The sequence below is a fragment of the Mycobacterium attenuatum genome (genome assembly GCF_900566085.1).
GTDB classification, from domain to species: Bacteria; Actinomycetota; Actinomycetes; order Mycobacteriales; family Mycobacteriaceae; genus Mycobacterium; species Mycobacterium attenuatum.
Map to the genome: position 1 here is coordinate 40,455 of NZ_UPHT01000172.1, position 24,864 is coordinate 65,318.

Sequence of the window (24,864 nt, forward strand, 5' to 3'; positions counted from 1 at the left end):
CTAGACCGCGCCAGGTTACCTTGGCGCAGTGGACGTACGAGTGGGCCTGCGTGTCGGGATCGCCTTCCTGCTCAGCGGGGTCATCGGAATACTCACCGGGGCCTGGTTGCCACCGATGACAGCGGCTGCCCCCGCCAGCATCGCCGGCATGGTCGTATTCATCGATCCCGGCCACAACGGGGCCAACGATGCGTCCATCGGGCGTCAGGTACCCACCGGTCGCGGCGGCACCAAGGACTGCCAAGCCAGCGGAACGTCGACCAACAGCGGCTATCCGGAACACACCTTCACCTGGGACACCGCGCTTCGGCTACGGGCCGCGCTCAATGCGCTGGGCGTGCGCACCGCCATGTCGCGCGGCAACGACAACGCGCTGGGGCCATGCGTAGACGAACGCGCCAACATGGCCAACGCCCTGCGCCCGAACGCGGTCGTCAGTCTGCACGCCGACGGCGGGCCGGCGACGGGCCGCGGCTTCCACGTCAACTACTCCGCCCCGCCTTTGAACGCGACCCAGGCCGGACCGTCGGTGCAGTTCGCCAAGGTGATGCGGGACCAGCTGCAGGCCTCGGGCATTCCGCCGGCCAACTACATCGGGCAGGACGGCCTGTACGGGCGATCGGACCTGGCGGGCCTGAACCTGGCACAGTATCCGTCGATCCTGGTCGAGCTGGGCAACATGAAAAACCCGGCGGACTCGGCGCTGATCGAGTCCGCCGAGGGCCGACAAAAGTACGCCAACGCGCTGGTCCGCGGCATCGCAGGCTTCCTGGCCGCCCAAAGCCAGGCGCGTTAGCCTTCCAGTTCCTTCTTCAGGTTGGCCAGTACCTCGCCCTGAATCCGCTTCAAGCCCAGCGGCGCAAACGTCTTCTCAAAGAAGCCCTTGACGCCTCCGGCGCCGTTCCAGCTGGTCTTGACGGTGACGCTGCATCCCGGTCCCGCGGGAGCCACCGTCCAATTCGTGATCATGGACGAGTTCGCGTCCTTCTCGATCACCGTGTGGCCCGCAACGTCGACGCTGACTTCTACATTGCGCACTCGTGATTTGGTCGCCTGCAGCCGCCACTTCGCGACGGTTCCCTGCCCCCGGCCACCGTCGAGTACCTCGTACTCGCTGTACTGCGAAGAAAGGATTTTCGGGCGGATATTCCGGTAATCGGCCACTGCGTCGAGTGCGGCCGCGGGCTCAGCATTGATCACGATAGTGCTGGCTGCGCTCACCTGTGCCATCAGGTGCAACTCCTCCGTTTCGAGCCCGCGCGCGGATGCAGGGGCCGTGGTCGGTGACTACGATATATGTGATGCTCGCCCGTGAATCTGCGCTGTCCACCTGCACATCGGACACATCGGGCACATCGGGCACATCGGGCGTCGATCGGTTGCTGGCGAGCTATCGTTCCATTCCGGTGACCGCCACCGTCCGGTTGGCCAAGCCCACCTCAAATCTGTTCCGCGCCCGCACCAAACGTGACGCTCCCGGCCTGGATACCTCGGGCTTGACCGGCGTGATCGATGTCGATCCCGACGCCCGCACCGCCGACGTGGCCGGCATGTGCACGTATGAGGACCTGGTCGCCGCGACATTGCGTTACGGCCTTTCGCCCCTAGTAGTTCCGCAATTGAAGACCATCACCCTCGGCGGCGCGGTTACCGGCCTGGGCATCGAGTCCGCGTCGTTTCGCAACGGCCTACCGCACGAGTCGGTGCTGGAAATGGATATTCTCACCGGCGCCGGCGAATTGCTCACCGTGTCTCCCGACCAGCATCCCGATCTCTACCGCGCATTTCCGAATTCCTATGGGACACTGGGGTATTCGACCAGACTACGGATCGAACTGGAGCCGGTTAAACCCTTTGTTGCGTTGCGGCACATTCGATTTCATTCGCTGGCGCAGATGCTGGCGGCAATGGAACGCATTGTCGACACCCAGGGCCTCGACGGAGCCCCGGTGGATTACCTCGACGGAGTGGTCTTCGGCGCCGACGAGAGCTACCTGTGCGTGGGCGTGCGGACGACGACGCCCGGCCCGGTCAGCGACTACACCGGACAAGACATCTACTACCGGTCCATCTGGCATGCAACCGGAATCAAAGAAGACCGCCTGACCATCCACGACTACTTCTGGCGCTGGGACACCGACTGGTTCTGGTGTTCCCGCGCGTTCGGTGCTCAGCACCCACGGCTGCGGCGCTGGTGGCCGCGCCGCTACCGGCGCAGCAGCTTCTACTGGAAGCTGGTGGCGGCCGACCAGCGCTTCGGCATTGCCGACCGGATCGAGAAGCGCAGCGGGCGGCCGGCGCGCGAGCGAGTTGTGCAGGACGTCGAGGTGCCCATCGAGCGAACCGGCGAGTTTCTGCAGTGGTTTCTGGGCAATGTGCCGATCACACCGATCTGGCTGTGCCCATTGCGGCTACGCAACCCGGCCGGGTGGCCGTTGTACCCGATCCACCCGGATCGCACCTACGTCAACATCGGGTTCTGGTCATCGGTGCCGGCGGGCGCCGCCGAGGGCGCGACGAACCGCGCGATCGAGGCGAAGGTCAGCGAGCTCGACGGTCACAAGTCGCTCTACTCCGACAGCTACTACACCCGCGAGGAGTTTGACGAGCTCTACGGCGGGGAGTCTTACAACACCGTGAAAAAGATCTACGACCCGGACTCGCGTCTACTCGATCTCTACGCAAAGGCGGTACAACGACGATGACAACGATCAAGGAGGCCAGCCGTCCCGCAGCGGGGGGAAAGCTGACCATGGCCGAAATCCTGGCGCTCTTCACCGCGCCCGGTGAAGAGCCGCTGAAGTTCGCCGCCTACGACGGCAGCACTGCCGGGCGTGACGACGCGCGGCTGGGCCTGGAGCTCACGTCGCCGCGCGGCATCACCTACCTGGCGACGGCTCCGGGTGAACTGGGTCTGGCCCGTGCCTACGTATCGGGTGACCTGCAGACCCGCGGCGTCCACTCGGGTGATCCGTACCCGCTGCTCATCGCGCTGACCGACCGGGTGAAGTTCAAGCGGCCGTCGCCGCGGGTGCTGGCCAACGTGGTGCGCTCGATCGGTGTGGAGAACCTGCTGCCGGTCGCGCCGCCGCCGCAGGAGGCACCGCCCCGGTGGCGCCGGATCGCCGAGGGGCTGCTGCACAGCAAGTCCCGTGACGCCGAGGCCATCCACCACCACTACGACGTCTCCAACACCTTCTACGAATGGGTGCTCGGACCGTCGATGACCTACACCTGCGCGGTCTACCCGCGCGCGGACGCGACGCTGGAAGAGGCTCAGGAGAACAAATACCGACTGATCTTCGAGAAGCTGCGGCTACAACCGGGCGACCGGCTGCTCGACGTCGGGTGCGGTTGGGGCGGCATGGTGCGCTACGCGGCGCGCCGAGGGGTCCATGCCCTGGGCGCCACACTGTCGGCCGAGCAGGCCAAGTGGGCACAACGGGCGATCGAGGCCGAGGGCTTGACCGGCCTCGCTGAAGTGCGGCACTGCGACTACCGCGATTTGACCGAGACCGGATTCGACGCGGTCTCCTCGATCGGACTGACCGAGCACATCGGCGTCCGGAACTATCCGGCCTACTTCGGGTTGCTCAAGTCGAAGTTGCGCACCGGCGGCCTTCTGCTCAACCACTGCATCACCCGCCACGACAACAAGTCGGCTCCATTCGCGGGCGGGTTCACCGACCGCTACGTCTTCCCTGACGGGGAACTGGCGGGTTCGGGACGCATCATCACCGACATCCAGAACGCCGGTTTCGAGGTGCTGCATGAGGAGAACTTCCGGCATCACTACGCGATGACGCTGCGCGACTGGTGCCGCAACCTCGTCGGCCATTGGGAGGAGGCCGTCGCCGAGGTCGGACTGCCCACCGCCAAAGTGTGGGGCCTATACATGGCTGCGTCGCGAGTGGCGTTCGAACGCAACAACCTTCAGCTGCATCACGTACTGGCCGCCAATGTGGACTCCTGGGGCGAGGATGACCTGCCGATGCGGCCCTGGTGGACGCCTTAGCTTGATCAGGCGCTAGTCGATAGGGCGGGCACCCAGTTCGCTGCGCAGCAGCTCGAGTGCCGCCTCTTCGGGGTCGCGGCGCGGCTCCGAGGGGTTATTGCGGCCGGCTTCGGCGAGCATGCTTTCTTCTTCGGCTCGCTGAGCGGAATGTGCTTCTGGCGCAGCCTCTTCCGTCGCGGCGGGTACCGCGGTTTCGACGGGCTCGGCCGCGCCCACCTCGCACCGCACCCGCCAGTCGACGCCCAGCGCGTCCTTCAGTGCCTCGGCAATGACGTCGGCGTTGCGCTGCTCGCACAGGCGCCGCGCCAGCGGCGCCGAGTCGTGCGTCAGTACCAGCGTGTTGCCCTCCAGCGCGCGAACGGTGGCGCCGGCCAGCATCACCTCGGTGGTGCGGCTGCGCTGGCGCACCTTGTCGCGCACCGTCGGCCACATGGTGCGAACGGCAGCCGCGTTGAGTTCGCCCGGCGCCGCGGCAGGTTCGGAAACCGGCTCGCAAACCGGCTCGGGCTCGGGCGGTGCCGGACGGCGCACGCTCGGCTCGGGCGGTGCCGGACGGCGCACACTCGGCTCGGCCGCCGGGCGGACGGCAGCGGCCCGCCGCGGCTCGGGCGCCTCCTCCGAGGCCGGAAGCGACATGGCCAGCCGGGTCTCGATCCGCTCGACACGTTGCAGCAACGCAGATTCAGCATCACTGGCCGACGGCAGCAGCAGCCGCGCGCATATCACTTCCAGGAGCAGGCGCGGCGCAGTCGCGCCGCGCATCTCGCCCAGACCGGCCTGAACCACCTCGGCGTAGCGGGTCAGGGTCGCCGGCCCGATGCGCGCCGCCTGATCCCGCATCCGGTCCAGCACGTCTTCGGGGGCATCCACCACACCACGCGATACCGCGTCCGGGACCGCTTGCAGGACAAGGAGATCGCGGAATCGCTCCAGCAGATCGGTCGCGAAACGGCGCGGGTCATGCCCGGCGTCGATCACCGATTCGACCGCCCCGAACAATGCCGCCGCATCGCCCGCGGCCAGTGCGTCGACCGCGTCGTCGATCAACGCCACATCGGTGGCGCCCAGCAGTCCCAGCGCTCGGCGGTAGGTCACGTGATCGTCCTCGGAGCCGGCCACCAACTGGTCCAGCACCGACAGCGTGTCTCGCGGAGAGCCACCGCCGGCACGGATCACCAGCGGGTACACCGCATCGTCGATGACGACGCCCTCTTGCTCACAGATTCGCCCGATCAGCCCGCGCATGGTGCGCGGCGGTAGCAACCGGAACGGATAGTGATGGGTGCGCGACCGAATGGTGGGCAACACCTTTTCCGGTTCGGTGGTGGCGAAAATGAAGATCAGGTGTTCGGGAGGCTCCTCGACGATCTTGAGCAGCGCGTTGAAACCGGCGGTGGTCACCATGTGTGCCTCGTCGATGATGAACACCCGGTACCGCGATTGCGCCGGCGCGTAGAACGCGCGGTCACGTAGCTCTCGGGTGTCGTCCACGCCGCCATGACTGGCCGCGTCGAGCTCGACCACGTCGATGCTGCCGGGCGCATTGGGCGCCAGCGCCAGGCAGGACTCACAGACGCCGCACGGCGTGGCCGTCGGGCCCTGCGCACAGTTCAAGGAGCGCGCCAGAATGCGCGCTGACGACGTCTTACCGCACCCGCGCGGCCCGGAGAACAGGTACGCATGGTTGATCCGGCCGGCTTCCAGGGCGATGGACAGCGGTTCGGTGACGTGTTCCTGCCCCACCACCTCGGCGAAGATTGCCGGTCGATACTTGCGGTAGAGAGCCACGGTCAGCAGGCTACTCAGCTTGGGTGACTAGCGTCCGGCTGGGCGTCGACTGTGCTTTCACGGCATCGAGGGTGCACACCGGGCAGGATTTTCGCTGTCATAGCCACCATGGACGCACAGCGGAAGCCCTGAGCACACGGTCGGACAACGCTGCACTAGCTGCGAGCCAACAGCGCCTCGGTGGCAGCCAGCAATGCGCACGTCGACAGGCCGTCGACCGCGCTGCGCAGGTCGGGAAGCGACGGGAATGTGGGCGCGATCCGGATGTTCTTGTCGTCGGGATCCTTTCGATACGGGAACGACGCGCCCGCCTCGGTGACCGCGATTCCGGCATCCTTGGCCAATGCCACGGTGTGGCGCGCTGTCCCCGGCAGCACGTCGAGGCTGATGAAGTAGCCGCCCTTGGGCTCGGTCCAGGAGGCGATCTTGGAATCGGACAGCCGCTGCTCCAGGATCTCCAGCGCCAACGCGAACTTAGGCGCCAGTATCTGCTGGTGGCGCAGCATGTGCAGGCGCACGCCGTCGGCATCGCCGAAAAACTTTAGGTGGCGCAGTTGGTTGACCTTGTCCGGGCCGATCGATTTCTTCCCGGCATATTGCAGGTACCACGCGATGTTGCCCAGCGACCCGCCGAAGAAGCTGACACCCCCGCCGGCAAAGGTGATCTTCGATGTGGACGCGAAGACGTAGGGCCGGTGCGGGTGGCCGGCCTTGGCGGCCAGCCCCAGCACGTCGACCTGACGGATGAAGTCGTGGGTCAGGGTGTGCACCGCGTAGGCGTTGTCCCAGAACAACCGGAAGTCAGGCGCGGCCGTCTGCATCAGCGCCAGCCGGCGAACGGTTTCCCAGGAATAGGTGACACCGGTGGGGTTCCCGAACACCGGCACCGTCCACATGCCCTTGATCGCGGCATCGGCGGCGACCAGTTCTTCGATCAGGTCGACGTCGGGGCCGTCGTCGAGCATCGGGACGGGGATCATCTCGACGCCCATCGTCTCGGTGATAGCGAAGTGCCGGTCATACCCGGGAACGGGACACAGGAACTTGACACTCGGTTCGTCCTTCCACGGTCGAGGCGAATCCACGCCGCCGTAGAGCATCGAGAACGCGACCACGTCATGCATCAACTCCAGGCTGGAGTTGTTTCCCGCAATCAGGTTCTGGACGGGGATTCCGAGCAGCTCAGCGAAGACGGCACGCAGGGCCGGCAGGCCGTGCAGGCCGCCATAGTTGCGGGTGTCGACGCCCTCGGGGTCGCGGTAGTCGGCTCCGGGCAGGCTCAGCAGCTGGTTGGAAAGGTCGAGCTGCTCCGGCGCCGGTTTGCCGCGCGTCAGATCCAGCGCCAGTTTCTTGGCCTGCAGCTCCGCGTAATCCTGCTGGTGGCGATCATGCAGCGCAGCAAGCTCGGCACGGCCGAGGGAAACGAACGACACCATGCGGCCCTTTCGCCATCGAACACCCAGAACACCGTGGATCATGCAGGCAGGTCTTGGTCGGGTTGCGTCCTCCCTGACCAGAGGGGACCCCGCGCACCCGACAGAGCCCGTTGACCCTTGCTGCCTTCCGGCCCTGGGGGAGTTCACAGGATAGACGCCGCGCGGGGTCCTTCGGCGAGTGTAATACCCGAGCTGACCCGCTCGACGGCGGCCGCAGGACACATGGCCCCGTTCAGCGGCTAACATATCGGCGGAGGATTCGCCTAGTGGCCTATGGCGCTCGCCTGGAACGCGGGTTGGGTTAATAGCCCTCGCGGGTTCAAATCCCGCATCCTCCGCCATCAGTCCGCAGTGCGGACACGCACGGTGTGGGCCGGCCAGCTTGTGGGGCAACGTTAAGCTGGCCAGTGCCAACCAGTATGAGGAGGCATATGCGCCGCAAGTGGGCCGTCCTTTTGCACGTGGCGCTCTCGATTGCTGCCGGCGTCCTCTATTTCTATTTCGTGTTGCCTCGCTGGCCTGAGTTGAAGGGCGACACCACGCACGCGCTGGGGACGACGCTGCGTATCGTGGCCGGCGCGTTGATCGGCCTGGCCGCACTGCCGGTGGTGTTCACCCTGTTGCGCACCCGGAAGCCCGAACTTGGCACCCCGCAGCTCGCGTTGACCATACGAACCTGGTCGGTCGTGGGCCATGTGCTGGCGGGCGTGCTGATCATCGGCACCGCGATCAGCGAGATCTGGCTCAGCCTGGAATCGGCGGGACAGTGGTTGTTCGGGATCTACGGTGCGGCCGCCGCCGTCGCGGTGCTCGGGTTCTTCGCGTTCTACTTGTCGTTCGTCGCCGAGTTGCCGCCGCCACCGCCCAAACCGCTCAAGCCGAAGACGACCAAGCAGCGCCGCGTTCGCCGCAAGAAGAAGGACGACGCCGAAGAAGAACCCGGTGCCGAAACCGAAGAGCAACAAGAAGAAGCCGAGACCGCTGAAGCTGAGGCCGTCGAGGCCAGCGAGGGTGAAACGACCGTAGCCGGGGCCCAAGCAGTCCAACAGACGCAGGCCGAGCCGGAAACCGAACCCGCGGCTGAGCCCGAAGCGGCGACCGACGAGGCACCCCACCTCGACGAGGAGCCGCGCAGCGCACTACGCAACCGCCGCCCGACCGGCAAGACGTCGCACCGTCGCCGGCGCACCCGCACCCGCGGCGGGGTTACGGTCGAGGATTAGCTCAGCGCCGGCGAAGACGCTCCAGGTAGTCGGCGATCCCGTGCCTGGTCTGCTCGGCACCCCAGCGCCGGCGGACGCCGTCGTCGATGTCGCCGGATTCGCGCATTCGCACCACCGTGGGAGCCCGCAACTGGATCTTGGTGTGCCGGTACGCCTCGGCCGGAATGTCACCAAGGCTCGCTGCCTCCGCGACGGCCGCCTCGAGGAGGCCCTCGTCGACGACGGCGTGGGCAAGTCCCCGCGCGACGGCCTCGGCCCCGCGGAATGCGGCGCCGCCGAGTAGCACCTCTTCAGCGCGGTCGCCGCAGGCGTAACGCATCACCTCCAGCGCGGCGACCGGGAACGGCACTCCGACGCGCACCTCCGACGCCCCGATCAGGGCGTCCGGGCTGACCAATCGCCGGTCGCACGCGCAGGCCAGCACACATCCGCCCGCAATCGCGGCACCGTTGATTGCGGCTACCGTCGGCCCCGGGTAGCTGAACAGCGCCTCGAACGCCTCCGACAGCGCCGGGATCAGTCCGTCGGTGTAGCCGGCGCCGCCATCGAGCACGCGATTGAGGTCCACGCCGGCACAGAACACCCGGCCGGCGCCGGTGACCACCAACGGGCCCTGCGACCGGCGGATGGCGTCGGTCAGCTCGCCGAGCAGCTCGACGTCGAGCGCGTTCACCCGCCCCGATGAGAGCGTCAACACGTGCACGGTTTCCAGGGTCTGGATGTCGATCACACAGACACTCCATCACCACGGCTGGGCGGCGGCGCTTCCGGGTCCCTTCGATGGATGGGGATAGTTGGGATCGGTAGCAGCCGAGCGGATTTCTACTTACTGCCATGCCGCCGCCGTCGGGGCGGCGCATGAGGGAAGGAACTCCAGTGAAACGTGTCATCGCGGCTGCGATTGGAACCATCGGCTGCGCCGCGGCCCTGGTGGGCTGCTCCAGCGGCGGCCACACGGCCAGCCCGGCATCGAGCGTGTCCACCGGCGGCGGCGGAACCCAGGTCCAAGTGGGCGGCACCGATCTTCCCGGCTTGAATCCCGCATCGGTGACCTGCGTCAAGCAGGGCGGCAAGATCAACATCGGCAGCGGCTCCACCGGCGGCCAGCAGGCGCTGGCGGTGGTGATGACCGACGAGGCGACTCCGCGGGTCGAATCGCTGGCATTGGTCGTCGACGGCAACGCATTGTCCGTCAGCGACAGCATGGGCGCCAAGGTGGGCTCGGCCAAGGTCGCGGTGGACGGCAAGACCTACACCATCACCGGCCAGGCGCAGGGCGCCGACCTGAAGAACCCGATGGCCGGAATGATCACCAAGGACTTCAACATCAAGGTGACGTGCGGCTAGTGTGGCGGCTTCCGGCCGGCGGACGTGCCTCCATGTCCGCCGGCCGGACTTATGATGCAGCCGTGTCGATTTCCGACGAGCTCGAACGTGCCCGGCGCCTGGCGTTCGCCGCCGACGAGGAGCGTGCCCGGCAGCTGCTGCTGTCCCTGATGCCGCGGATCGAGCAGGCCGATCGAGACGACCTCATGCTGGAGGTCTTCGCGCAGCTCGGCGAGATCTACCTGGCCCGAAGCGCGAATGACGGTGTGGACGAATGTATTCAGCGTATCCGCGACTGTGTGGCCAGTTACGCCGCGATTCTGGCCGGCACCATGCCCGACGCCGCCGGTCAGGTGCGGATGTCCGACGCCGAGATCGCGCGGATGGTGCGCCGGTATTCGCGGCGGGCCCAGTTGTTGGAGACGGGGCTGGCTGCGGCGCGCGGGGACCACGATGGCGCCCGGACCGAACTGGCAGCGTTGGTCACCGACTCCGACGAACCCTTCCCCGGTCTTGCCGGCGAGTGCGCGTCCCTGATCACCCACGCCCGCATCATGTGCGCCGATGCACTCTGTGACGACGACCTACACCCCAGATCGCTGCACTTGTGGGAACAGGTACTCGACACCTTGAACCAGCCGACCGACCCCGACGACGAATATGCCGACTATCTATGGGTGCACGGGGCCACCGCATACGGCAGATTCTGCGTCGAGACCGGGCGCCTGTCGGAGGCCGAGCCGTGGCTGCGCCGGGCGGGTGCCCGGGCAACGGCAAATGGATGGGAATTAGCCTCGGCCAGAACGCGATTAGAGCTTGCCGCGGCCAGCTGGCTGGTCGGCGATCACGTGACGACCGAGCATCTGGTATCGCAGAGCCACCCGGTCATCGCCCGGTATGCGCGGGCCCATGACGTTGCCCGGTGCTGGCTGTACCTTGGCCTCACCCGGTTGGCAAGCGGCGCATTGCAAGCCGCGGACGAATGCTGGGAGCATGCCGAACGGCATTGGCGTGAACTGGGTAAGCCGCTGCATCTGCACCGCATTCTGCTGCAGCGCAGCTGGATACCGATTTTTCGCAGCCGCTTCGGCGAAGCGGTCGAGATGATCGCGCAGGCTCGCGAAGTGCTTGACTCCTCACCACGCAGCAGCTGGCTGCAGTACGCTGAGCTCGACAACCACCTGGGCACTGTGTGGCGAGCAGACGCGCTGGCGGACTTGGGCTTCGACAGCTCCGGGGACCCAGAAGAGACGCTGCAGGAGACCGAGGCGCGGCAGGCCGAGGGGCTCGGCATCTTGCACGGTGAGGTCGGCACCCCGCAATACTGGGGCGCGATGACCAAGCTCGAGCAGGCCGCCGAGCTCAAGGTGCCCGCGGCGTTGGCGGTCGACTCGGTGCGCTATTCGATCGCCGATGCAGACGCGAGAGCCCGGTGGGCCGCCCATGTCTCGGCACCCATGCTGGCCGGCGCCTTCGCGGTCGCCTGGGAATGGGACAACATCGACCTTGTCAGCCAGTTGGTTGAATACCACAGCGCCAGAGGAACTTTCACTGCGGCCCCACAACGTCCCGCAATGGGTGAGTGGGGATCAACCGCCACCGCAACGGCATTGGCCGAAGCCGAACCGGAGCTGGCAATCACGGCCGCCGGCCCGCCGGCACAGACCGGGAACTCACTGACGCGGCTTGGCCCGTTGCCGCCGTTGCGGATGGAGCCGAATGCCGACCCGATCCTGGGTCACTATCGCGCACTGGCGTTTCAGCGGTACGGCCGCGCCGTCACCGCCGGCGAACCCGCCTGGTCTTCCTGGCCATGAGCGATTCGGATCGGCTGACTCTGGTCCTGCGATATGCCGACGTCGGGATCGCTACGTACGCCAGCTTGCGGGTGGTCGGTCAGCCGTCGAAAACCGTTGCGTGGGTGGTGGAAGAGCCGATCCTGCTCGCGGCTCTGGACGAACTCGCCGACGCGTTGCCGGAGCCGCACGGTGACGAGAGCCGCCGCGAGGCCATCGAACGTGCGCTGGCCAGGGGGCCGTTTGCCACGGCGGATGCCGAGCTGACGCTGGCCTACATCCTCGGCGTGCTGCTCATCGGCGCGCCGGGATGGCAGTTGCTCACGGAGTGTGTGTCATCGCCGCGCCCGTTGCTGTTCGTCGCCCCCACGGCCCGCCTGGCACGCGTGCCGTGGGGCCTGCTGGCGCTGCCGAAATCCGGACCAAGCAAAGAAGAGCTGGTGCGGGCCCGCCAGGAGGCCATCACCGCCAGCGGCCGGGCCGCCGCCCACATCCCATGGCAGCTGGCCGATATCGCCGGGCACACCGACGGCTACCGGCTGATGGAGCTGGTCGACGTGCTGCTGGCGGTACCGCAGAACATCGTCCATGCGCCGCGCACACCGGCCGGCTGGAACGCCCGTCACGACGGGCCGCCGGTGCTGGTCATCGATCCGCGCGTGCCCGGGCAGCGGCCCGACTCCGCACTGGGTTCGGTGCTTGGCCGGCCGTCGGAGCACACTGCGCTGGCCCGGCACTTTGGCGAGCTGATGCACCGCCGCGCGGTACTGCCGGCCGTCGGCGCGGCCGTCGAGTTGTTCCGCCGCAGCGATGCCGACCGCAGGTGGCTCGCCGACTTGCTCACGCAACAGCCGAGCCGACTTGTGTATGTGGGGCACGCGAGTTCGGCCGACAGTGCCCTCGGCCGCGCCGATCGGGCCGCGCTGCACCTGGCCTGCCGGGCGGATATCACCGGAGATGCCACCCCGATCGGTGAGCACCGGCCACTGACCGCGTCGGATCTGATGACTCTGCGGCTGCCGATCCCGCCGCGGGTGGCGCTGCTGGCCTGCGCGTCGGGCGGTGACTACCAGTTCGACGAGGCTACCGGCCTGGTGGCAGCGATGATTCTCGGTGGGGCGCAGCTGGTTACGGCTACCCTATGGTCGCTGCCCACAACCGCCGCGTATCGCCAATTCAGTCGCGCCGATGATGACCTGGCCGACCCGATGGCCGACCCGATGGCCGAAGTGGTCGCCGCCGTGGACCGCGCCCACGAGGCCGTCGACGCCGGGTGCGCCGTCAACCGCTGGCAGCGCGAACAGATGCGGCGCTGGCGGGACGGAGCCGTCGGCGCCAGCCCGCTGTATTGGGCGGCCCTGGTCACCTTCGCGGTTGACGGCGCGCGCTGACAATCAAGCAAAGCTCAGGCCACTCGCGCGGACCGCCAACACGTCGTCGGGCAACGAAAGCGCCTCGCGGTCAGCAGGATCGAACGCCACCAGGACAACCAGGCCGGGACGCAGCGTCGGTTCGCCGGAGGCGTCGTCGCGCACCAGCCGGCCGATGAACGTGTCGCCGTGCACGCTGGCCACCTCGATCCAGATCTGGTGCTCCCCGGCACCGACCTCGCGCACCGTGCCCACGCTGACGGTACGGCTGTCCACTGCTGCCCGCCGTGAACCGCGGGCCAGTCGGCTGACGAACACCACCGCCGCCGCGGCCGGCGCAATGGCGGCCAGCGCCAGCCATCTCTGGTGAAACGCCAGGTACAGCAGGGTGGTTGCGATCACCGCGATCTCGGCGACGACGGCCGGCAGCTTCGACGTGTCCATGCCACCAGGCTCCGGCGTGCGCCCGGCTACCGAACCCAACTTTCGGGTTATCACTATCGCCGCCAATACCCCTATTCTGTCGGGATGAGCGCGGATCGGCAGCTAGTGACGGCCGTCGCGGTAGGCCATCCCCGCCGGGCGGTGATCGACCGGGCGTGGCGCGCAATCGGTCCCGGTGTCGAGGTGCTCAGCAGCGACGACGGCGGCCCGTTGAGCCGGACCGTCAAACGCATCATCGATCCGCTGGTACTGCGCTTGCGCGCCCACCCCCAGTATTCGGCCCCGGTCGTCGACCCCGCAACGGCCGCGGCCATGCACGAACTGATCGTCGGCTGCGGTCCCGAATTACGTTGTGCGGCAGCATGGTTCGAGGTGCTCAAGCGCGAGCGGCGCCGGTTGCGGATTCGCAGCGGGAATGCCCAGGAGCTGTACTTCCCGGTCTGTTTCGAGCTGGCAGTGACCAACGGCCAGCCTCCGCCGGACGATCGTGAGACGCCGGCCGCGGTGCTGCGTGAGGTGCATCAGGGCCGGGACCGCACCGCCATCGAAGTGCTGAACGAATATGTGTCCAATCCCTCGGTTGTCGCCACCCTGACCACGCAGCTCGGCCGCAGTTGGCGCGACGTGCGCGCCGGCGAGACCGTGATCGAGCCATTCCTGGCCGGGTTGCGCACCGTGCTGGGTCCCGCCACCGGCCACAGCGCAGCGGCCGCGCGCCAGCGCGTCTGGTGCGCCCTCATCGCCGATGCCACACCGTACAACCTGGGCGCGCTGGCCCGGGTCGGCGATGCACCGTTGCCGTGGTCGATCGTGAAACTGGGGTTGAGTTGCGTTGCGCCGCAACGGCCCCCACAGGTCGTCGACGGCTCCGATAGCGATCGCCCGCTGGACCGGACGGTAGCGGATCGGGTACGCGCGACGCTGCGACGCGCCCTAGACCGCGACGCGCTGCCCGATGTACCGCTGTTGTGCGCCGAGGAGGTGGACCGGGCCTGTGCCCCGTGGGGACTGCTGGCCGAGGACAAACAGGCAACGCTGGTAGCCGGTATCGAGGTCGCGGTCGAGCTTGCGCCCCTGGACCCGTCGATCACCAACCGCTACGCGCTGGCCGCCCAAATTCAGTCCCGGCTGCGTAAGGAGGCCTACGTCCTGCACGCCCGGCGCTACCTCGCCGAAGGCGGGCCGATCCATCCGCGGCAGCGTCAGGTGGTCGACGACCTTGGCGCCTACCCGCAGCCCTACCTGAGCCGGCTGTGGGCACGGCTGCATGGGCGTGACGTCTGGCAGGAGCCGTGCGACGACGTCGACGACGTGCGGTCCCTGCTGGAAGGCGTCGCCCGCTCGGTCAGCCTCGACCACCGGCAACGGATCAAATCGATGCTGGAATTGCAGGTGGCGGGATGAGATTGGTCGCCGAATCCGGCTTGTGGACCACCGGGCGCGCCACCCAGACCGCACCGCTGTCCGCGGTACTGGAAGTCAGTGGCGCGGTGTTGTCCTGGATCATCGACGACCCGCCTGACGACACCGCGACACACATCGCGTTCACCGACGTGTCGCGCGCCGATTGGCTATGGCACGTGGTCGGCGAAACCGGGCACGTAGCACTGGCATCCGCGCTGGCCGCGCACGCCCACGGTGACCTCGAGCTCACCGGCGTCGACATGGTGTCGGGTTCGGTGGACCCACTGCGCAGGCTAGCGATGGGCCACTGGCTGCGGCGGTGGTGGCCTGCCAGCCGGCACGACGGCATCGTCGGACTGGACCGGGCGCTGCTCGACGCCGAAGTCGCGTTGCTGACGGCAGGCGTGCAGATTTTCTTCACCGACGACACTTTGGATTCGGACGTTTCTGCGCTGCTGGCACCGCACGCAGCGACGCTGCTTTCCCACCTGCGCACCGGCGATCGGCGTGTCCTCGAACTGGTGGGTGCCGCCGCCCGGCTCGCCGACGAAGTGGGCATCGACGACCCCCACTGGGCGAAACTGTCTGCGGCGGTGGATGATTCGACCGTCATTGCCAGCATGCCGAGCGGCCGCCGTGACGACTATGCGCTGGCCGCCGGCACCGATGCGAGCCCGTGGGGCATGGCCTCGATCGGCCGCGGCGTGGCGTCGATCAACTGGGCCGCGGTGCCGCCCGGCATCTTCGACGCGGCCGAGGACACCATCGAGTGGAGCGTCGAGCCGGCCGCTGCGGGCGTGCTTGCCGTGGTCCGCGCGGCCGTCATTGGGCCGGATGCGGCCACCGATATCCCGGTACGGGTGCACTCCGGCAAGATCAGCGGCGCGGGCGCCCTGGATGCCAGCGGACGTGCCGCACTCCCCCTTGCCGACGCACAGCAGCACGCAATGGCGGAATCGGCTGCCTGGAACCACGATTGGCGGCAGATCACCGTGGTGATCGGCGCCGATGTCGAAGAATCGCGGCAAACGCGGGACCGGGTGCGGCGCTGGGCGCGCGCCCGATTGGAGCACCCGCCGGACGACGCCTTCCTGGCCGAAATCCTGGCCGGCGAGTCAGCGTATTGAACCACCGGGATTCTCACGACGCCCCACCGGCGGGTCGCGGCGTCAGATTCACTGTCGGCCGGAAGGCCGCGTCCCTATGCTGAGCGGGTGCCAAAAACTCATCGGGTCGTGCAGTGGACCACCGGCAATGTCGGCAAGAGCGCGCTGCGGGCGATCGTCGCAAACTCGGCCCTGGAACTGGTGGGCTGCTATGCCTGGTCACCCGACAAGGCCGGGCGTGACGCCGGCGAACTGTGCGGCATCGACCCGCTGGGGGTGGCCGCCACCAACGACGTCGGCGCACTGCTGGCCCTCAAACCCGACTGTGTGGTCTACAACCCGATGTGGAAGGACGTCGGCGAGCTGGTGCGCATCTTGTCGGCCGGCGTGAACGTGGTGACCACCGCGGCCTTCATCACCGGGCACAACCTGGGCGCAGACCGCGACTGCATTCTGGACGCGTGCCGGCAGGGCGGCTCGACGATCTTCGGCTCCGGCGTCAGCCCCGGCTTCGCCGAGCTGTTGGCCATCGTGTCCGCGATGGTCTGCGACCGCATCGACAAGGTCACCGTCAACGAGGCGGCAGACACCACGTTCTACGACTCGCCGGCAACGGAAAAGCCGGTCGGCTTCGGCCAGCCGATCGACCATCCGGACTTGCCGGCGATGACCGCGCACGGGACGGCCGTCTTCGGCGAAGCGGTCCGGTTGGTCGCCGACGCGCTGGGCATCGAGCTCGACGACGTGCGCTGTGTGGCCGAGTACGCCCAAACCACGGCGGACCTCGATCTCGGATCGTGGACGATCCCGGCGGGATGCGTCGCGGGCGTCCACGCGAGCTGGCAGGGCTTGCTGGACGACGCCACCGTCGTCGAGCTCAATGTCCGCTGGCGCAAGGGCCAGACCCTCGAGCCCGACTGGAAGATCGACCAGGACGGCTGGATCATCCAAGTCGACGGGCAACCGACCGTCACCACCAGGATCGGCTTCTTGCCGCCGCCGTACTTCCAGGCCGAAACAATCGCCGACTTCATGGTGCTCGGCCACATCATGACGGCGATGCCCGTGGTCAACGCGATCCCGGCCGTCGTCGCCGCCGCGCCCGGCATCGCGACATACACCGACCTCCCCCGGACACTGCCCCGCGGGGCCGTACCGCGCAGCAAATAGGAAATAGCGCGATCCGGCTCCCCGGCACCGGCCACGATCGTAGAGTGCGGGGCGGAAAGGGGTCTCGGGGATGAACTTTTCGGTGTTGCCCCCGGAGATCACTTCGGCGCGGATCTTTGCCGGTGCGGGGACGGCTCCGATGCTGAGCGCAGCGGCGGCCTGGGACCGGCTTGCTGCCGAATTGTCCGCGGCGGCAAGCTCGTTCAGCTCCATTACCGCGGCGCTGGCCGGCCAATCTTGGTTCGGGCCGGCAGCCACGGCGATGGCCGCGGCGGCGGCCCCGTACACCGCCTGGCTCACGACGGCCGCGGCGACGGCAGCGGAAGCGGCCGGTCAAGCTCGGATTGCCGCCGCCGGCTATGAAGCCGCACGGGCGGCAACCGTGCATCCGATGATGGTTGCGGCCAATCGCGGCCGGTTGGTGTCGCTGGTGTGGTCCAACGTGTTCGGGCAGAATGCGCCAGCGATCGCGGCCATCGAATCCTGCTACGAGCAGATGTGGGCTCAGGATGCGGCCGCGATGTCCGGCTATCATGCGTTGGCTTCGGCCGTGGCCGCGCAGTTGCCACAGATCAACCTCGGCCTCGGCAACATCGGCTCGCTCAACCTCGGCAGCGGCAATACCGGCGACTTCAACCTGGGCAGCGGCAATATCGGCAACGCCAACCTCGGCAGCGGCAACTTCGGCAACGCCAACTTCGGCAGCGGCAACTTCGGCGACTTCAACCTGGGCAGCGGCAACGGCAATTTCCTCGACGCCGTGCAGGCCAACTTCAACGTGGGTAGCGGAAACAACGGCAGCTACAACGTCGGGTTCGGCAACTCGGGCCCGGCAAGCAGTGCGGGCAACGCCAACGTGGGCAACGGCAACCTGGGGAGCCAAAACTTCGGCAACGGCAACAACGGCAGCCAAAACGTGGGGGCCGGCAACAACGGCAACGTCAACACCGGCTACGGCAACACCGGCGACCGCAACTGGGGACTGGGCAACAGCGGCAACAACAACATCGGCTTCGGCAACACCGGCAACGGGAACATCGGCATCGGGCTCACCGGCGACAACCAGCGCGGCATCAACCTTGCCGGCTGGCTGAATTCGGGCAGCGGCAACATCGGCTTGTTCAACTCGGGCACCGGCAACATCGGGTTCTTCAATTCCGGCAGCGGAAACGTCGGCATCGCCAACTCCGGGCTCAGCAACTTCGGCGTCGCGAATTCGGGCCAGGTCGACACGGGGCTGTGGAACTCCGGAGACACCAACACCGGAATCGCGAACTCGGGTTCCGGAGCATTCGGCGGGGTCAACACCGGCTTCGGAAACGGCGGCTACCACAACACCGGCTTCGCGAACGGGGGTTCCTTCAACGCCGGCAGCTTTAATTCCGGCAACCACAACACCGGCGGCTTCAACTCGGGCTTCATCAACACCGGCTACTTCAATTCGGGCCCGTTGAACACCGGCCTGGCGAACTCCGGCGGCATCAACACCGGCCTGTTCAATGCGGGCGAGCTGAACACCGGGCTGGGCCGCTCGGCGGACCAGCCCGGGCCCAGCTCGGGCTTCGGCAATTCAGACGCGGGCAGCTCGGGGTTCTTCAACGACGGCGTAAACAGCTCCGGCATAGGCAATGTCAGCGGTCTGGGCCTGGACTCCGGCCTCTGGAATCGCGGTGGCGGCGGCCGCGCCACCGGGTTCTTCAACGCGGGCGCGGGCTTTGGTGTCACCGGCTTCTTCAACTCGGGTAGTGGCGCGTTGAGCTCCGGTTTTTTCAATTCCGGTGGCACCGGCAACAATTCGGGCTTGCATAACACGGGTGGCAACAGTTCGGGCGGCTTCAACACCGGCACCGGGCAGTCGGGTTTCTTCCGCTGACGGGTCGTGTCCGGGATCCAGCCCGCCTGCCCTGCCAGATGCCCGCCCTCGCCGCGGCCTGCGGCAGGTTTCATCCTCGCCCATTGCCGGGTATGCGGGCACAATGAGCGCAAAGGACAAGTTGAAGAACAAGGTCGAAGACTTCGGTGGGCGTGCCAAAGAGGCGGTCGGCAGAGCCACCGGCAACAAGGACACCAGGGACGAAGGCCGGGTGGACCAGGCGAAGGCCAACCTGAAGGATGCGGGCGAGAAGGTCAAAGACGCCTTCCGGAAATAGGCGGTCGTCGACCTGCGGTAGTGCGGGAGCCAAACGGCATCCCCACCGGAAAGGGGGGTGGACCGCGATGGGTCATCGCTGGTTAGCCGACAAGTCGCACCGGGCGCGCCGACTGGCAGCCGGCGTCGTGGTCGGCGCGGTTGCCGCGTTGAATCCGGCAACCCAGCTCCCGGCTGCGTCTGCTCAGCCATGCCCTGACGTCGAGGTGTTGTTCGCCCGTGGCACCGGCGAACCACCCGGAATCGGCAACATCGGAGCGTCTTTCGTCGAGGCGCTGCGCCCGCAGATCGGTTCCAGGTCACTTGGGGTCTATGCGATCAACTATCCGGCCAGCGGCGACTTTTCCAGCAGCGATTTCCCACTCACCGTCATCGACGGGGTTCGTGACGCCAGTACACATATCGAATCCATGGCGGCCAACTGTCCCGGCACCCGCGAAATCCTGGGCGGATACTCCCAGGGCGCGGCCGTGGCCGGTTATGTGACCTCCGCTGCCGTGCCGCCCGGCGTCCCCGCGGCTGCGGTGCCCTCGCCGATGCCGGCTGAAATCGCCAATCACGTTGCCGCGATTACCCTTTTCGGAACACCCTCGGATCAGTTCTTAACCCAGTACGGTGCTCCGCCGATCACCATCGGGCCGTTGTATCGGCCCAAGACCATCGAGTTGTGCGCCAACGGCGACGCCATTTGCGGCGGCGGCAACGATCCGATAGCGCACGTCTCATATGCGATGAACGGCATGACAACTCAAGGCGCCGATTTCGCGGCGCGTCACCTCTAAAAAAGACTAGGGCCGCCCCGACCGCACATCAGCCCGCCCACCGTGCAGAATCGCACCATGCATGTTCTGGTAACCGGAGGTACGGGGTTCGTCGGCGGCTGGACCGCCAAGGCCATTGCCGATGCCGGACATTCGGTCCGCTTCCTGGCCCGAAATCCGGCAAAGCTGCAGACAACCGTCGCCACATTGGGTGTCGACGTATCGGACTTCGTGGTCGCAGACATCCAGGACCGCGACTCCGTGCGTGAGGCGCTGACCGGATGCGACGCCGTCGTACACAGTGCCGCACTGGTCGCCACCGATCCGCGCCAGACTCCGCAGATGCTGAGCACCAACATGGAGGGTGCCCGCAATGTCCTCGGGCAGGCCGTCCAACTGGGGCTGGATCCCATCGTGCACGTATCCAGTTTCACAGCGCTCTTTCATCCCGCCTTGGAGACGCTGACCGCCGACCTGCCGGTCGTGGGTGGCACCGACGGCTACGGAACCTCCAAAGCGCAGGTCGAAATCTATGCCCGCGGCCTCCAGGACGCTGGCGCGCCGGTCAACATCACCTACCCGGGCATGGTTCTGGGGCCGCCCGTCGGCGACCAATTCGGTGAGGCCGGCGAGGGAGTCAAAGCGGCGCTGCAGATGCACACCATTCCGGGCCGGCGGGCGGCGTGGCTGGTGATCGACGTCCGCGATGTGGCCGCGGTGCATGCCGCACTGCTGGAACCGGGGCGTGGGCCCCGTCGCTACATGGCGGGCGGACACCGGATTCCGGTGACGGAGTTGGCCGAGATGCTCGGCCAGGTGGCCGAGACTCCGATGATGAGCGTCCCGATTCCCGACACCGTGTTGCGCGTCGCGGGGACACTGCTGGACTTGGCCGGTCCGTACCTGCCGTTCGACAACCCGTTCACCGCCGCCGGGATGCAGTACTACACCCAGATGCCGGAGTCCGACGACTCCCCCTCCGAACACGAACTCGGCATCACCTATCGCGATCCACGCACGACATTGGCCGATACGGTCGCCGCCCTGCGGGCTTAGCGGCTTGCAGCGAGATTGTCTTCTAACCGCCAGGGGGGTCTGCGTCTTCCCCCTCGGGGGGCGGGGTAGGCGAATTCTTCAGCCACGTGCGTAGCCGGAGAAGTTCGTTGATCACGATGCCGAGGCCTACCAGCGCCAGCACCGTCACCACAATCGCGGTGGTCACGTAGTCCATGGTGACAGGCGGGCCATTGGCCGCGGGTGTGTCCCGTCGCTGAACGGCATCCGTAGCGGGAACACCCCGGCTAAGGTCAGCCTCACCGGCGCCCATAGCCGGCCCACGAACAAAGGGGTGCGAGGTGTCGATCAGCGGCCGATACCCACGTCTGCGGGAACAGCTTCGCCGGGCCGTTCTCGAGGCCCCGGCCGATACGGATCCGGCCCTTCGACGGGCCGCCTACCACGGCGATGACCTGCCCGAGCCGTTGGCGGCGTATGCGGGCAAGCTGCGCCGGCATGCCTACCGCGTGCTGGACAGCGACGTCGAGCGGATGCGCGAAGCAGGCTATTCCGAGGAGCAGATATTCGAGGTCACCATCGCCACATCGCTCGGCGCGGGTGACAGCCGCCTGCGCGCAGGTGTGTCCGCCCTCAACGAGGCGTTGCGGTGAGGCTGCACAGCGTCGCGCGCGGCAGCTTTGCCACCCGTCTGGTGTTCGCGCTGTTGCAGACCGTGACCGGCCGCGACGTACCCGACATCATCAAGATGCGCTATTACCGACCGCGCTTCTTCGGCAAGCCGTTCTTCGCACTGGCACAGGCGCTGATGCGGGGCACGTCACCGTGGACCGTCGGAGAGCGCGAGCTCTTCGCGGCCTTTGTCTCGGAGCAAAACCGTTGCCAATTCTGTGCCACCACTCACGAAGCGGTCGCTTCGGCTGTCCTCGAACCCGCCACAACCGTTGCGGTGCTACGCAATTGGCGTACCGCTGCAATCGACGACCGGGTACGGGCGACCCTGGGCCTGCTGGAAAAGCTAACCCGCACGCCCGACGACGTGGGAGAGCGCGATGTGCGCGCGGTCCTTGACGCCGGGGTCGGTCCCGAGGCTATCCGCGATGCGATCGAGATCTGTGCGTTGTTCAACACGATCAATCGGGTCGCCGACGGTCTCGACTTCGCGCTACCGACAGCCTCCGGCCGTATTTTCAACGCTCGCGTGCTGCTCAGGGTTGGCTACCGCTGAGCCAACTCGCTGTTCTTGTTTCACCGCGGCCGCGGCAGAGCCGACGAGTCTAGGCGAATACGGTTGCGGCACAGGTAGTTACCACCCGATCCGGCCGAGCAACCAGCCGCGCAGTGACCGCGTGAGCCCGTGGCCGGACCGCCGGGACCCCGTCACGTCACCAAGGTTCGGCCGGGATCCCGACAGCCCCGTGCGGACAGGATCGCCACCCGGGTGACATGATCGGCGGTGCATCAAGGAGGCGCGATGTCAGACCACCCCGCGAGTCCGCTCAGACATCTCGTGCAATCGCTGGGCGGCGCCCAGCGGGTCTCGGAGGCGCAGGTGCGGCACGCGGCCTGGGTGGCACGGTGCGTGGGCCGCGGAGCGTCGGCGCCACTGCACCCCAAAGACGTGTCGGCGCTGGCCGAAAGCCTGCAAGCCAAAGACTTTTCTCCGGGAACCGTCGTCTTTCTGGCTGACCGCGCCGCCAGCGGGGTGTGCATTGTGCGGCAGGGCCGGATCGAGCTCGCGGTCGGCTCCGGGCGGCGGCGGGTGGTGGTCGATGTGCTCCGGCCAGGCGATGTCGACGGCGACATCCCGCTGCTTCTCGACATGCCACCGCCCTACACCGCAAGGGCGCTCACCGATTCCAGCTGCCTGTTTCTGGATCGGCAGGCGTTCGATCGGTTACTCGCCACGCACCCGGCGATTTCGCGGCGTTGGCTGTCGAGCGTGGCGCAGCGGGTGTCGACCAGTCAGGCGAGGCTGATCGGGTTGCTTGGCCGGCCCCTGTCCGCGCAACTGGCGCAGCTGCTGCTCGATGAGGCTGTTGAGGGCCGCGTCGAGCTGGCGCAGCGCACGATCGCGGCCATGCTGGGGGTTCAGCGTCCGTCAATCAACAAGGTGATCAAGGACTTTGAACGTGACCAGCTGATCCGGGTCGGTTATGCCGTCATCGAGATCCTCGACGAGGGTGAGTTGCGGGCTCGCGCGCAATGACTTTCGTATCCGGGCTGCCGAGTTGTCCGCTGGCGTCCGCAGCCGTCATCGAGTGTCTTGCTCGTCGCATTGGTATGGCCGCGTCCGGATTGGGTATCCATCGGCTGTCATGAAGGAGCAACTCGCATGGGCGAAGCCGCCGTCCCGCAGCCGCCGAGCACCGCTTTACCGCCGTGACCCCTGACTTCGCCGGGCAGCCGCCGGCCGTCGCTCAAGTGTTGGCCGGCGCAAGATGCCCCGGCGTCAGAACCGTAAGTTAGGGCGTTCGTCGCTTCTGGGGAAGGTGAGGCATTGAACATCGCGCATCGGCCGAAAACGGTGGTGTTCGACGTCGTCGAGACGCTGATGTCGCTGGCACCGTTGCAATCCCGCTTCGCCGACGTCGGACTGACCGATGCGCTGGCCGAACGCTGGTTTGATCGGTTGCTGCGCGACGGGATCGCGTTGACGGCGGCGGGCGACTACCAGCCGTTCCCAGTGGTTGCCGCTGCGGCGCTGCGTACGCTGGCCCGAGGTGAGCTCGACGACGACGCTGCGGCTTACGTCATGGCAGGCTTCGGCGAACTGCCCGCTCATGCCGACGCCGAACCCGCTATGCAAACCCTTGCCGACGCCGGAATCTCGATGGCTTGCCTGAGTAATGGCACCGCCGAGGCCACCACGGACTTCCTGGTCCGCACCAACCTCCGGCGCTACGTCGATCAGGTCATCAGCGTGGCCGAGGTAAGCAGCTGGAAACCCGCGTCGCTGGTCTACACCCACGCTGCCCGCGCGATTGGTCGGGCAGCCGACGAACTTGCCCTGGTCGCAGTACACGCCTTCGACTGCCACGGCGCCAAGCGCGCCGGCTGGACCACTGGGTGGGCCAGCCGCACCGATGGCCACTATGCCGAGATCTTCGCCCCTGCCGACGTCGTCGGCGCCGACCTCGTCGATGTCGTTACCCGGCTGCTGACACCGGCCTGACATTGCTTTGGTCTTGGTCGTCGCCAGGCGGAGAGTATGCACCCCCGGCGAATTCAGGTCCATCGCCGCCTATCCACGCGGTACCACTGTTGTGCGGTCGCGACGCCGGTCGCACCGGATAACAATTGTTGAAAACGGTGGTTGTTTTCCGAAAGCGTGATTTATATATAGACCGTTGTCGCCCCAACAACCAAGGAGAACACCATGAAAATTACCACGCTGATACAGGCGGCAGCCGCAACCATGGTCGTGGCAACTGCCGGTGTGAGCAGTGCGCCGACTGCGGCAGCCGCCTATCCTGTGGTTGGCAAACTCGGCAGCGAACTAACAATGACAGACACCGTCGGTCAGGTCGCTCTCAGCTGGAAGGTCAGCAACCTCCAGCCCAGCAACGATGAAACGCCGGGCTATCAGGCGACCGGCAAGCTTTGGGAGGCGACAGCGACCGTTAAGGCCATTCGGGGCAGCGTCACTCCGGCCATTTCGCAGTTCAATGCCGTCGCCCCCGACCAAGCCGCCTACCGAGTTCTGTGGTTTGTCTCTTCGCCTTCCAACATCAGCGGAGCCACCATTCCCGAAGGCGCACAATCGACCGGCAAAATCCACTTCGACGTCACCGGCCCGTCGCCCACCACCGTGACGATGAACAACGGGATGGAAGACCTCATGATTTGGGGGCCATAAAGC

The 24,864-nt window shown here is 67.0% G+C and carries 25 protein-coding genes, 1 tRNA gene and 1 other RNA gene; 20 read left to right on the plus strand and 7 right to left on the minus strand.

The features are described from left to right. Positions 1 to 28 precede the first annotated feature (28 nt). Positions 29 to 796 carry an Rv3717 family N-acetylmuramoyl-L-alanine amidase gene (locus EET13_RS27260; protein WP_211186547.1) on the plus strand — a complete coding sequence of 256 codons (768 nt, stop codon included), beginning with the start codon at positions 29 to 31 and terminating at the stop codon, positions 794 to 796. Here the strand turns inward: EET13_RS27260 and EET13_RS27265 are convergent. Next, positions 793 to 1,230: an SRPBCC family protein gene (locus EET13_RS27265; protein WP_122445170.1), complete on the minus strand. Its 438-nt coding sequence runs from the start codon at positions 1,228 to 1,230 to the stop codon at positions 793 to 795. The genes EET13_RS27260 and EET13_RS27265 overlap by 4 nt on opposite strands. A gap of 71 nt (positions 1,231 to 1,301) precedes the next feature. Between EET13_RS27265 and EET13_RS27270 the strand changes: the two genes are divergently transcribed. After that, complete coding sequence (locus EET13_RS27270) at positions 1,302 to 2,705, plus strand: FAD-binding oxidoreductase (protein WP_211189148.1); 1,404 nt, start codon at positions 1,302 to 1,304, stop codon at positions 2,703 to 2,705. Beyond that, complete coding sequence (locus EET13_RS27275; protein ID WP_211189149.1) at positions 2,702 to 4,015, plus strand: class I SAM-dependent methyltransferase; 1,314 nt, start codon at positions 2,702 to 2,704, stop codon at positions 4,013 to 4,015. Before EET13_RS27270 ends, EET13_RS27275 begins: the two co-directional genes overlap by 4 nt. 12 nt (positions 4,016 to 4,027) lie before the next feature. Here the strand turns inward: EET13_RS27275 and EET13_RS27280 are convergent, their stop codons facing one another. From EET13_RS27280 to ffs, 3 genes are all read right to left on the minus strand, one after another. Continuing rightward, the gene (locus EET13_RS27280; protein ID WP_122445172.1) at positions 4,028 to 5,803 is read right to left on the minus strand and encodes a DNA polymerase III subunits gamma/tau; all 1,776 of its coding nucleotides are present in this window, start codon (positions 5,801 to 5,803) and stop codon (positions 4,028 to 4,030) included. A 155-nt stretch (positions 5,804 to 5,958) separates the two neighbouring features. Then, positions 5,959 to 7,236, minus strand: coding sequence for an aspartate aminotransferase type Ic (locus tag EET13_RS27285; RefSeq protein ID WP_168990908.1), 1,278 nt, complete (start codon positions 7,234 to 7,236; stop codon positions 5,959 to 5,961). An 80-nt stretch (positions 7,237 to 7,316) separates the two neighbouring features. Beyond that, an RNA gene (gene ffs / locus EET13_RS27290) (signal recognition particle sRNA small type) lies at positions 7,317 to 7,413 on the minus strand. 78 nt (positions 7,414 to 7,491) lie between these two features. Between ffs and EET13_RS27295 the strand changes: the two genes are divergently transcribed. Beyond that, positions 7,492 to 7,580 (plus strand) — tRNA-Ser (locus EET13_RS27295). Between the two features lie 90 nt (positions 7,581 to 7,670). Continuing rightward, positions 7,671 to 8,462 (plus strand): lipid uptake coordinator LucA, encoded by a 792-nt coding sequence (gene lucA / locus EET13_RS27300; RefSeq protein ID WP_122445174.1) that lies wholly within the window; start codon positions 7,671 to 7,673, stop codon positions 8,460 to 8,462. A 1-nt stretch (position 8,463) separates the two neighbouring features. Here lucA and EET13_RS27305 read toward each other — a convergent pair whose 3' ends face one another. After that, positions 8,464 to 9,192 (minus strand): enoyl-CoA hydratase/isomerase family protein, encoded by a 729-nt coding sequence (locus EET13_RS27305; RefSeq protein WP_244604140.1) that lies wholly within the window; start codon positions 9,190 to 9,192, stop codon positions 8,464 to 8,466. A 179-nt stretch (positions 9,193 to 9,371) separates the two neighbouring features. Here EET13_RS27305 and EET13_RS27310 point away from each other — a divergent pair, with 179 nt between their 5' ends. The 3 genes from EET13_RS27310 to EET13_RS27320 all read left to right on the plus strand — a co-directional run bounded on the left by EET13_RS27310 (position 9,372) and on the right by EET13_RS27320 (position 12,975). Next, positions 9,372 to 9,809, plus strand: coding sequence for a lipoprotein LpqH (locus EET13_RS27310; protein ID WP_122445222.1), 438 nt, complete (start codon positions 9,372 to 9,374; stop codon positions 9,807 to 9,809). Between the two features lie 62 nt (positions 9,810 to 9,871). Continuing rightward, a complete protein-coding gene (locus EET13_RS27315) occupies positions 9,872 to 11,605 on the plus strand; it encodes a hypothetical protein (RefSeq protein WP_122445223.1) in 1,734 nt (577 codons plus the stop codon). After that, a complete protein-coding gene (locus EET13_RS27320; protein WP_122445175.1) occupies positions 11,602 to 12,975 on the plus strand; it encodes a CHAT domain-containing protein in 1,374 nt (457 codons plus the stop codon). The genes EET13_RS27315 and EET13_RS27320 overlap by 4 nt, the downstream gene beginning before the upstream one ends. Before the next feature lie 3 nt (positions 12,976 to 12,978). Here the strand turns inward: EET13_RS27320 and EET13_RS27325 are convergent, their stop codons facing one another. Next, entirely contained in the window at positions 12,979 to 13,398 is a 420-nt protein-coding gene (locus EET13_RS27325) for a hypothetical protein (protein WP_122445176.1), read from the minus strand. Between the two features lie 84 nt (positions 13,399 to 13,482). Here EET13_RS27325 and EET13_RS27330 point away from each other — a divergent pair, with 84 nt between their 5' ends. From EET13_RS27330 to EET13_RS27360, 7 genes are all read left to right on the plus strand, one after another. Next, complete coding sequence (locus EET13_RS27330) at positions 13,483 to 14,802, plus strand: hypothetical protein (protein WP_122445177.1); 1,320 nt, start codon at positions 13,483 to 13,485, stop codon at positions 14,800 to 14,802. Beyond that, the gene (locus EET13_RS27335; protein WP_122445178.1) at positions 14,799 to 15,929 is read left to right on the plus strand and encodes a hypothetical protein; all 1,131 of its coding nucleotides are present in this window, start codon (positions 14,799 to 14,801) and stop codon (positions 15,927 to 15,929) included. The genes EET13_RS27330 and EET13_RS27335 overlap by 4 nt, the downstream gene beginning before the upstream one ends. Positions 15,930 to 16,016: 87 nt before the next feature. Further along, positions 16,017 to 17,078, plus strand: a complete 1,062-nt coding sequence (locus EET13_RS27340) for an NAD(P)H-dependent amine dehydrogenase family protein (protein ID WP_122445179.1) — start codon at positions 16,017 to 16,019, stop codon at positions 17,076 to 17,078. Positions 17,079 to 17,148: 70 nt separating this feature from the next. Then, positions 17,149 to 18,951, plus strand: a complete 1,803-nt coding sequence (locus tag EET13_RS27345) for a PPE family protein (RefSeq protein WP_122445180.1) — start codon at positions 17,149 to 17,151, stop codon at positions 18,949 to 18,951. Between the two features lie 103 nt (positions 18,952 to 19,054). Further along, positions 19,055 to 19,228 (plus strand): CsbD family protein, encoded by a 174-nt coding sequence (locus EET13_RS27350; RefSeq protein ID WP_122445181.1) that lies wholly within the window; start codon positions 19,055 to 19,057, stop codon positions 19,226 to 19,228. Positions 19,229 to 19,295: 67 nt separating this feature from the next. Beyond that, complete coding sequence (locus EET13_RS27355) at positions 19,296 to 20,009, plus strand: cutinase family protein (RefSeq protein ID WP_122445182.1); 714 nt, start codon at positions 19,296 to 19,298, stop codon at positions 20,007 to 20,009. A gap of 57 nt (positions 20,010 to 20,066) precedes the next feature. Next, positions 20,067 to 21,044, plus strand: coding sequence for an SDR family NAD(P)-dependent oxidoreductase (locus EET13_RS27360; RefSeq protein WP_168990910.1), 978 nt, complete (start codon positions 20,067 to 20,069; stop codon positions 21,042 to 21,044). A gap of 22 nt (positions 21,045 to 21,066) precedes the next feature. On the opposite strand, the gene EET13_RS30680 is transcribed toward EET13_RS27360, so the two are convergent. Then, complete coding sequence (locus EET13_RS30680; RefSeq protein WP_168991173.1) at positions 21,067 to 21,210, minus strand: hypothetical protein; 144 nt, start codon at positions 21,208 to 21,210, stop codon at positions 21,067 to 21,069. A 133-nt stretch (positions 21,211 to 21,343) separates the two neighbouring features. On the opposite strand from EET13_RS30680, the gene EET13_RS27370 reads away from it, so the two are divergent. From EET13_RS27370 to EET13_RS27390, 5 genes are all read left to right on the plus strand, one after another. Beyond that, positions 21,344 to 21,655 (plus strand): carboxymuconolactone decarboxylase family protein, encoded by a 312-nt coding sequence (locus EET13_RS27370; protein ID WP_122445185.1) that lies wholly within the window; start codon positions 21,344 to 21,346, stop codon positions 21,653 to 21,655. Then, a complete protein-coding gene (locus EET13_RS27375; protein WP_122445186.1) occupies positions 21,652 to 22,230 on the plus strand; it encodes a carboxymuconolactone decarboxylase family protein in 579 nt (192 codons plus the stop codon). Before EET13_RS27370 ends, EET13_RS27375 begins: the two co-directional genes overlap by 4 nt. 246 nt (positions 22,231 to 22,476) lie before the next feature. Next, a complete protein-coding gene (locus EET13_RS27380) occupies positions 22,477 to 23,211 on the plus strand; it encodes a Crp/Fnr family transcriptional regulator (protein WP_122445187.1) in 735 nt (244 codons plus the stop codon). Positions 23,212 to 23,502: 291 nt separating this feature from the next. Then, the gene (locus tag EET13_RS27385; protein WP_211189150.1) at positions 23,503 to 24,177 is read left to right on the plus strand and encodes a haloacid dehalogenase type II; all 675 of its coding nucleotides are present in this window, start codon (positions 23,503 to 23,505) and stop codon (positions 24,175 to 24,177) included. A 204-nt stretch (positions 24,178 to 24,381) separates the two neighbouring features. Beyond that, the gene (locus EET13_RS27390; protein ID WP_122445188.1) at positions 24,382 to 24,861 is read left to right on the plus strand and encodes an MPT63 family protein; all 480 of its coding nucleotides are present in this window, start codon (positions 24,382 to 24,384) and stop codon (positions 24,859 to 24,861) included. The last annotated feature ends 3 nt before the right edge of the window (positions 24,862 to 24,864 follow it).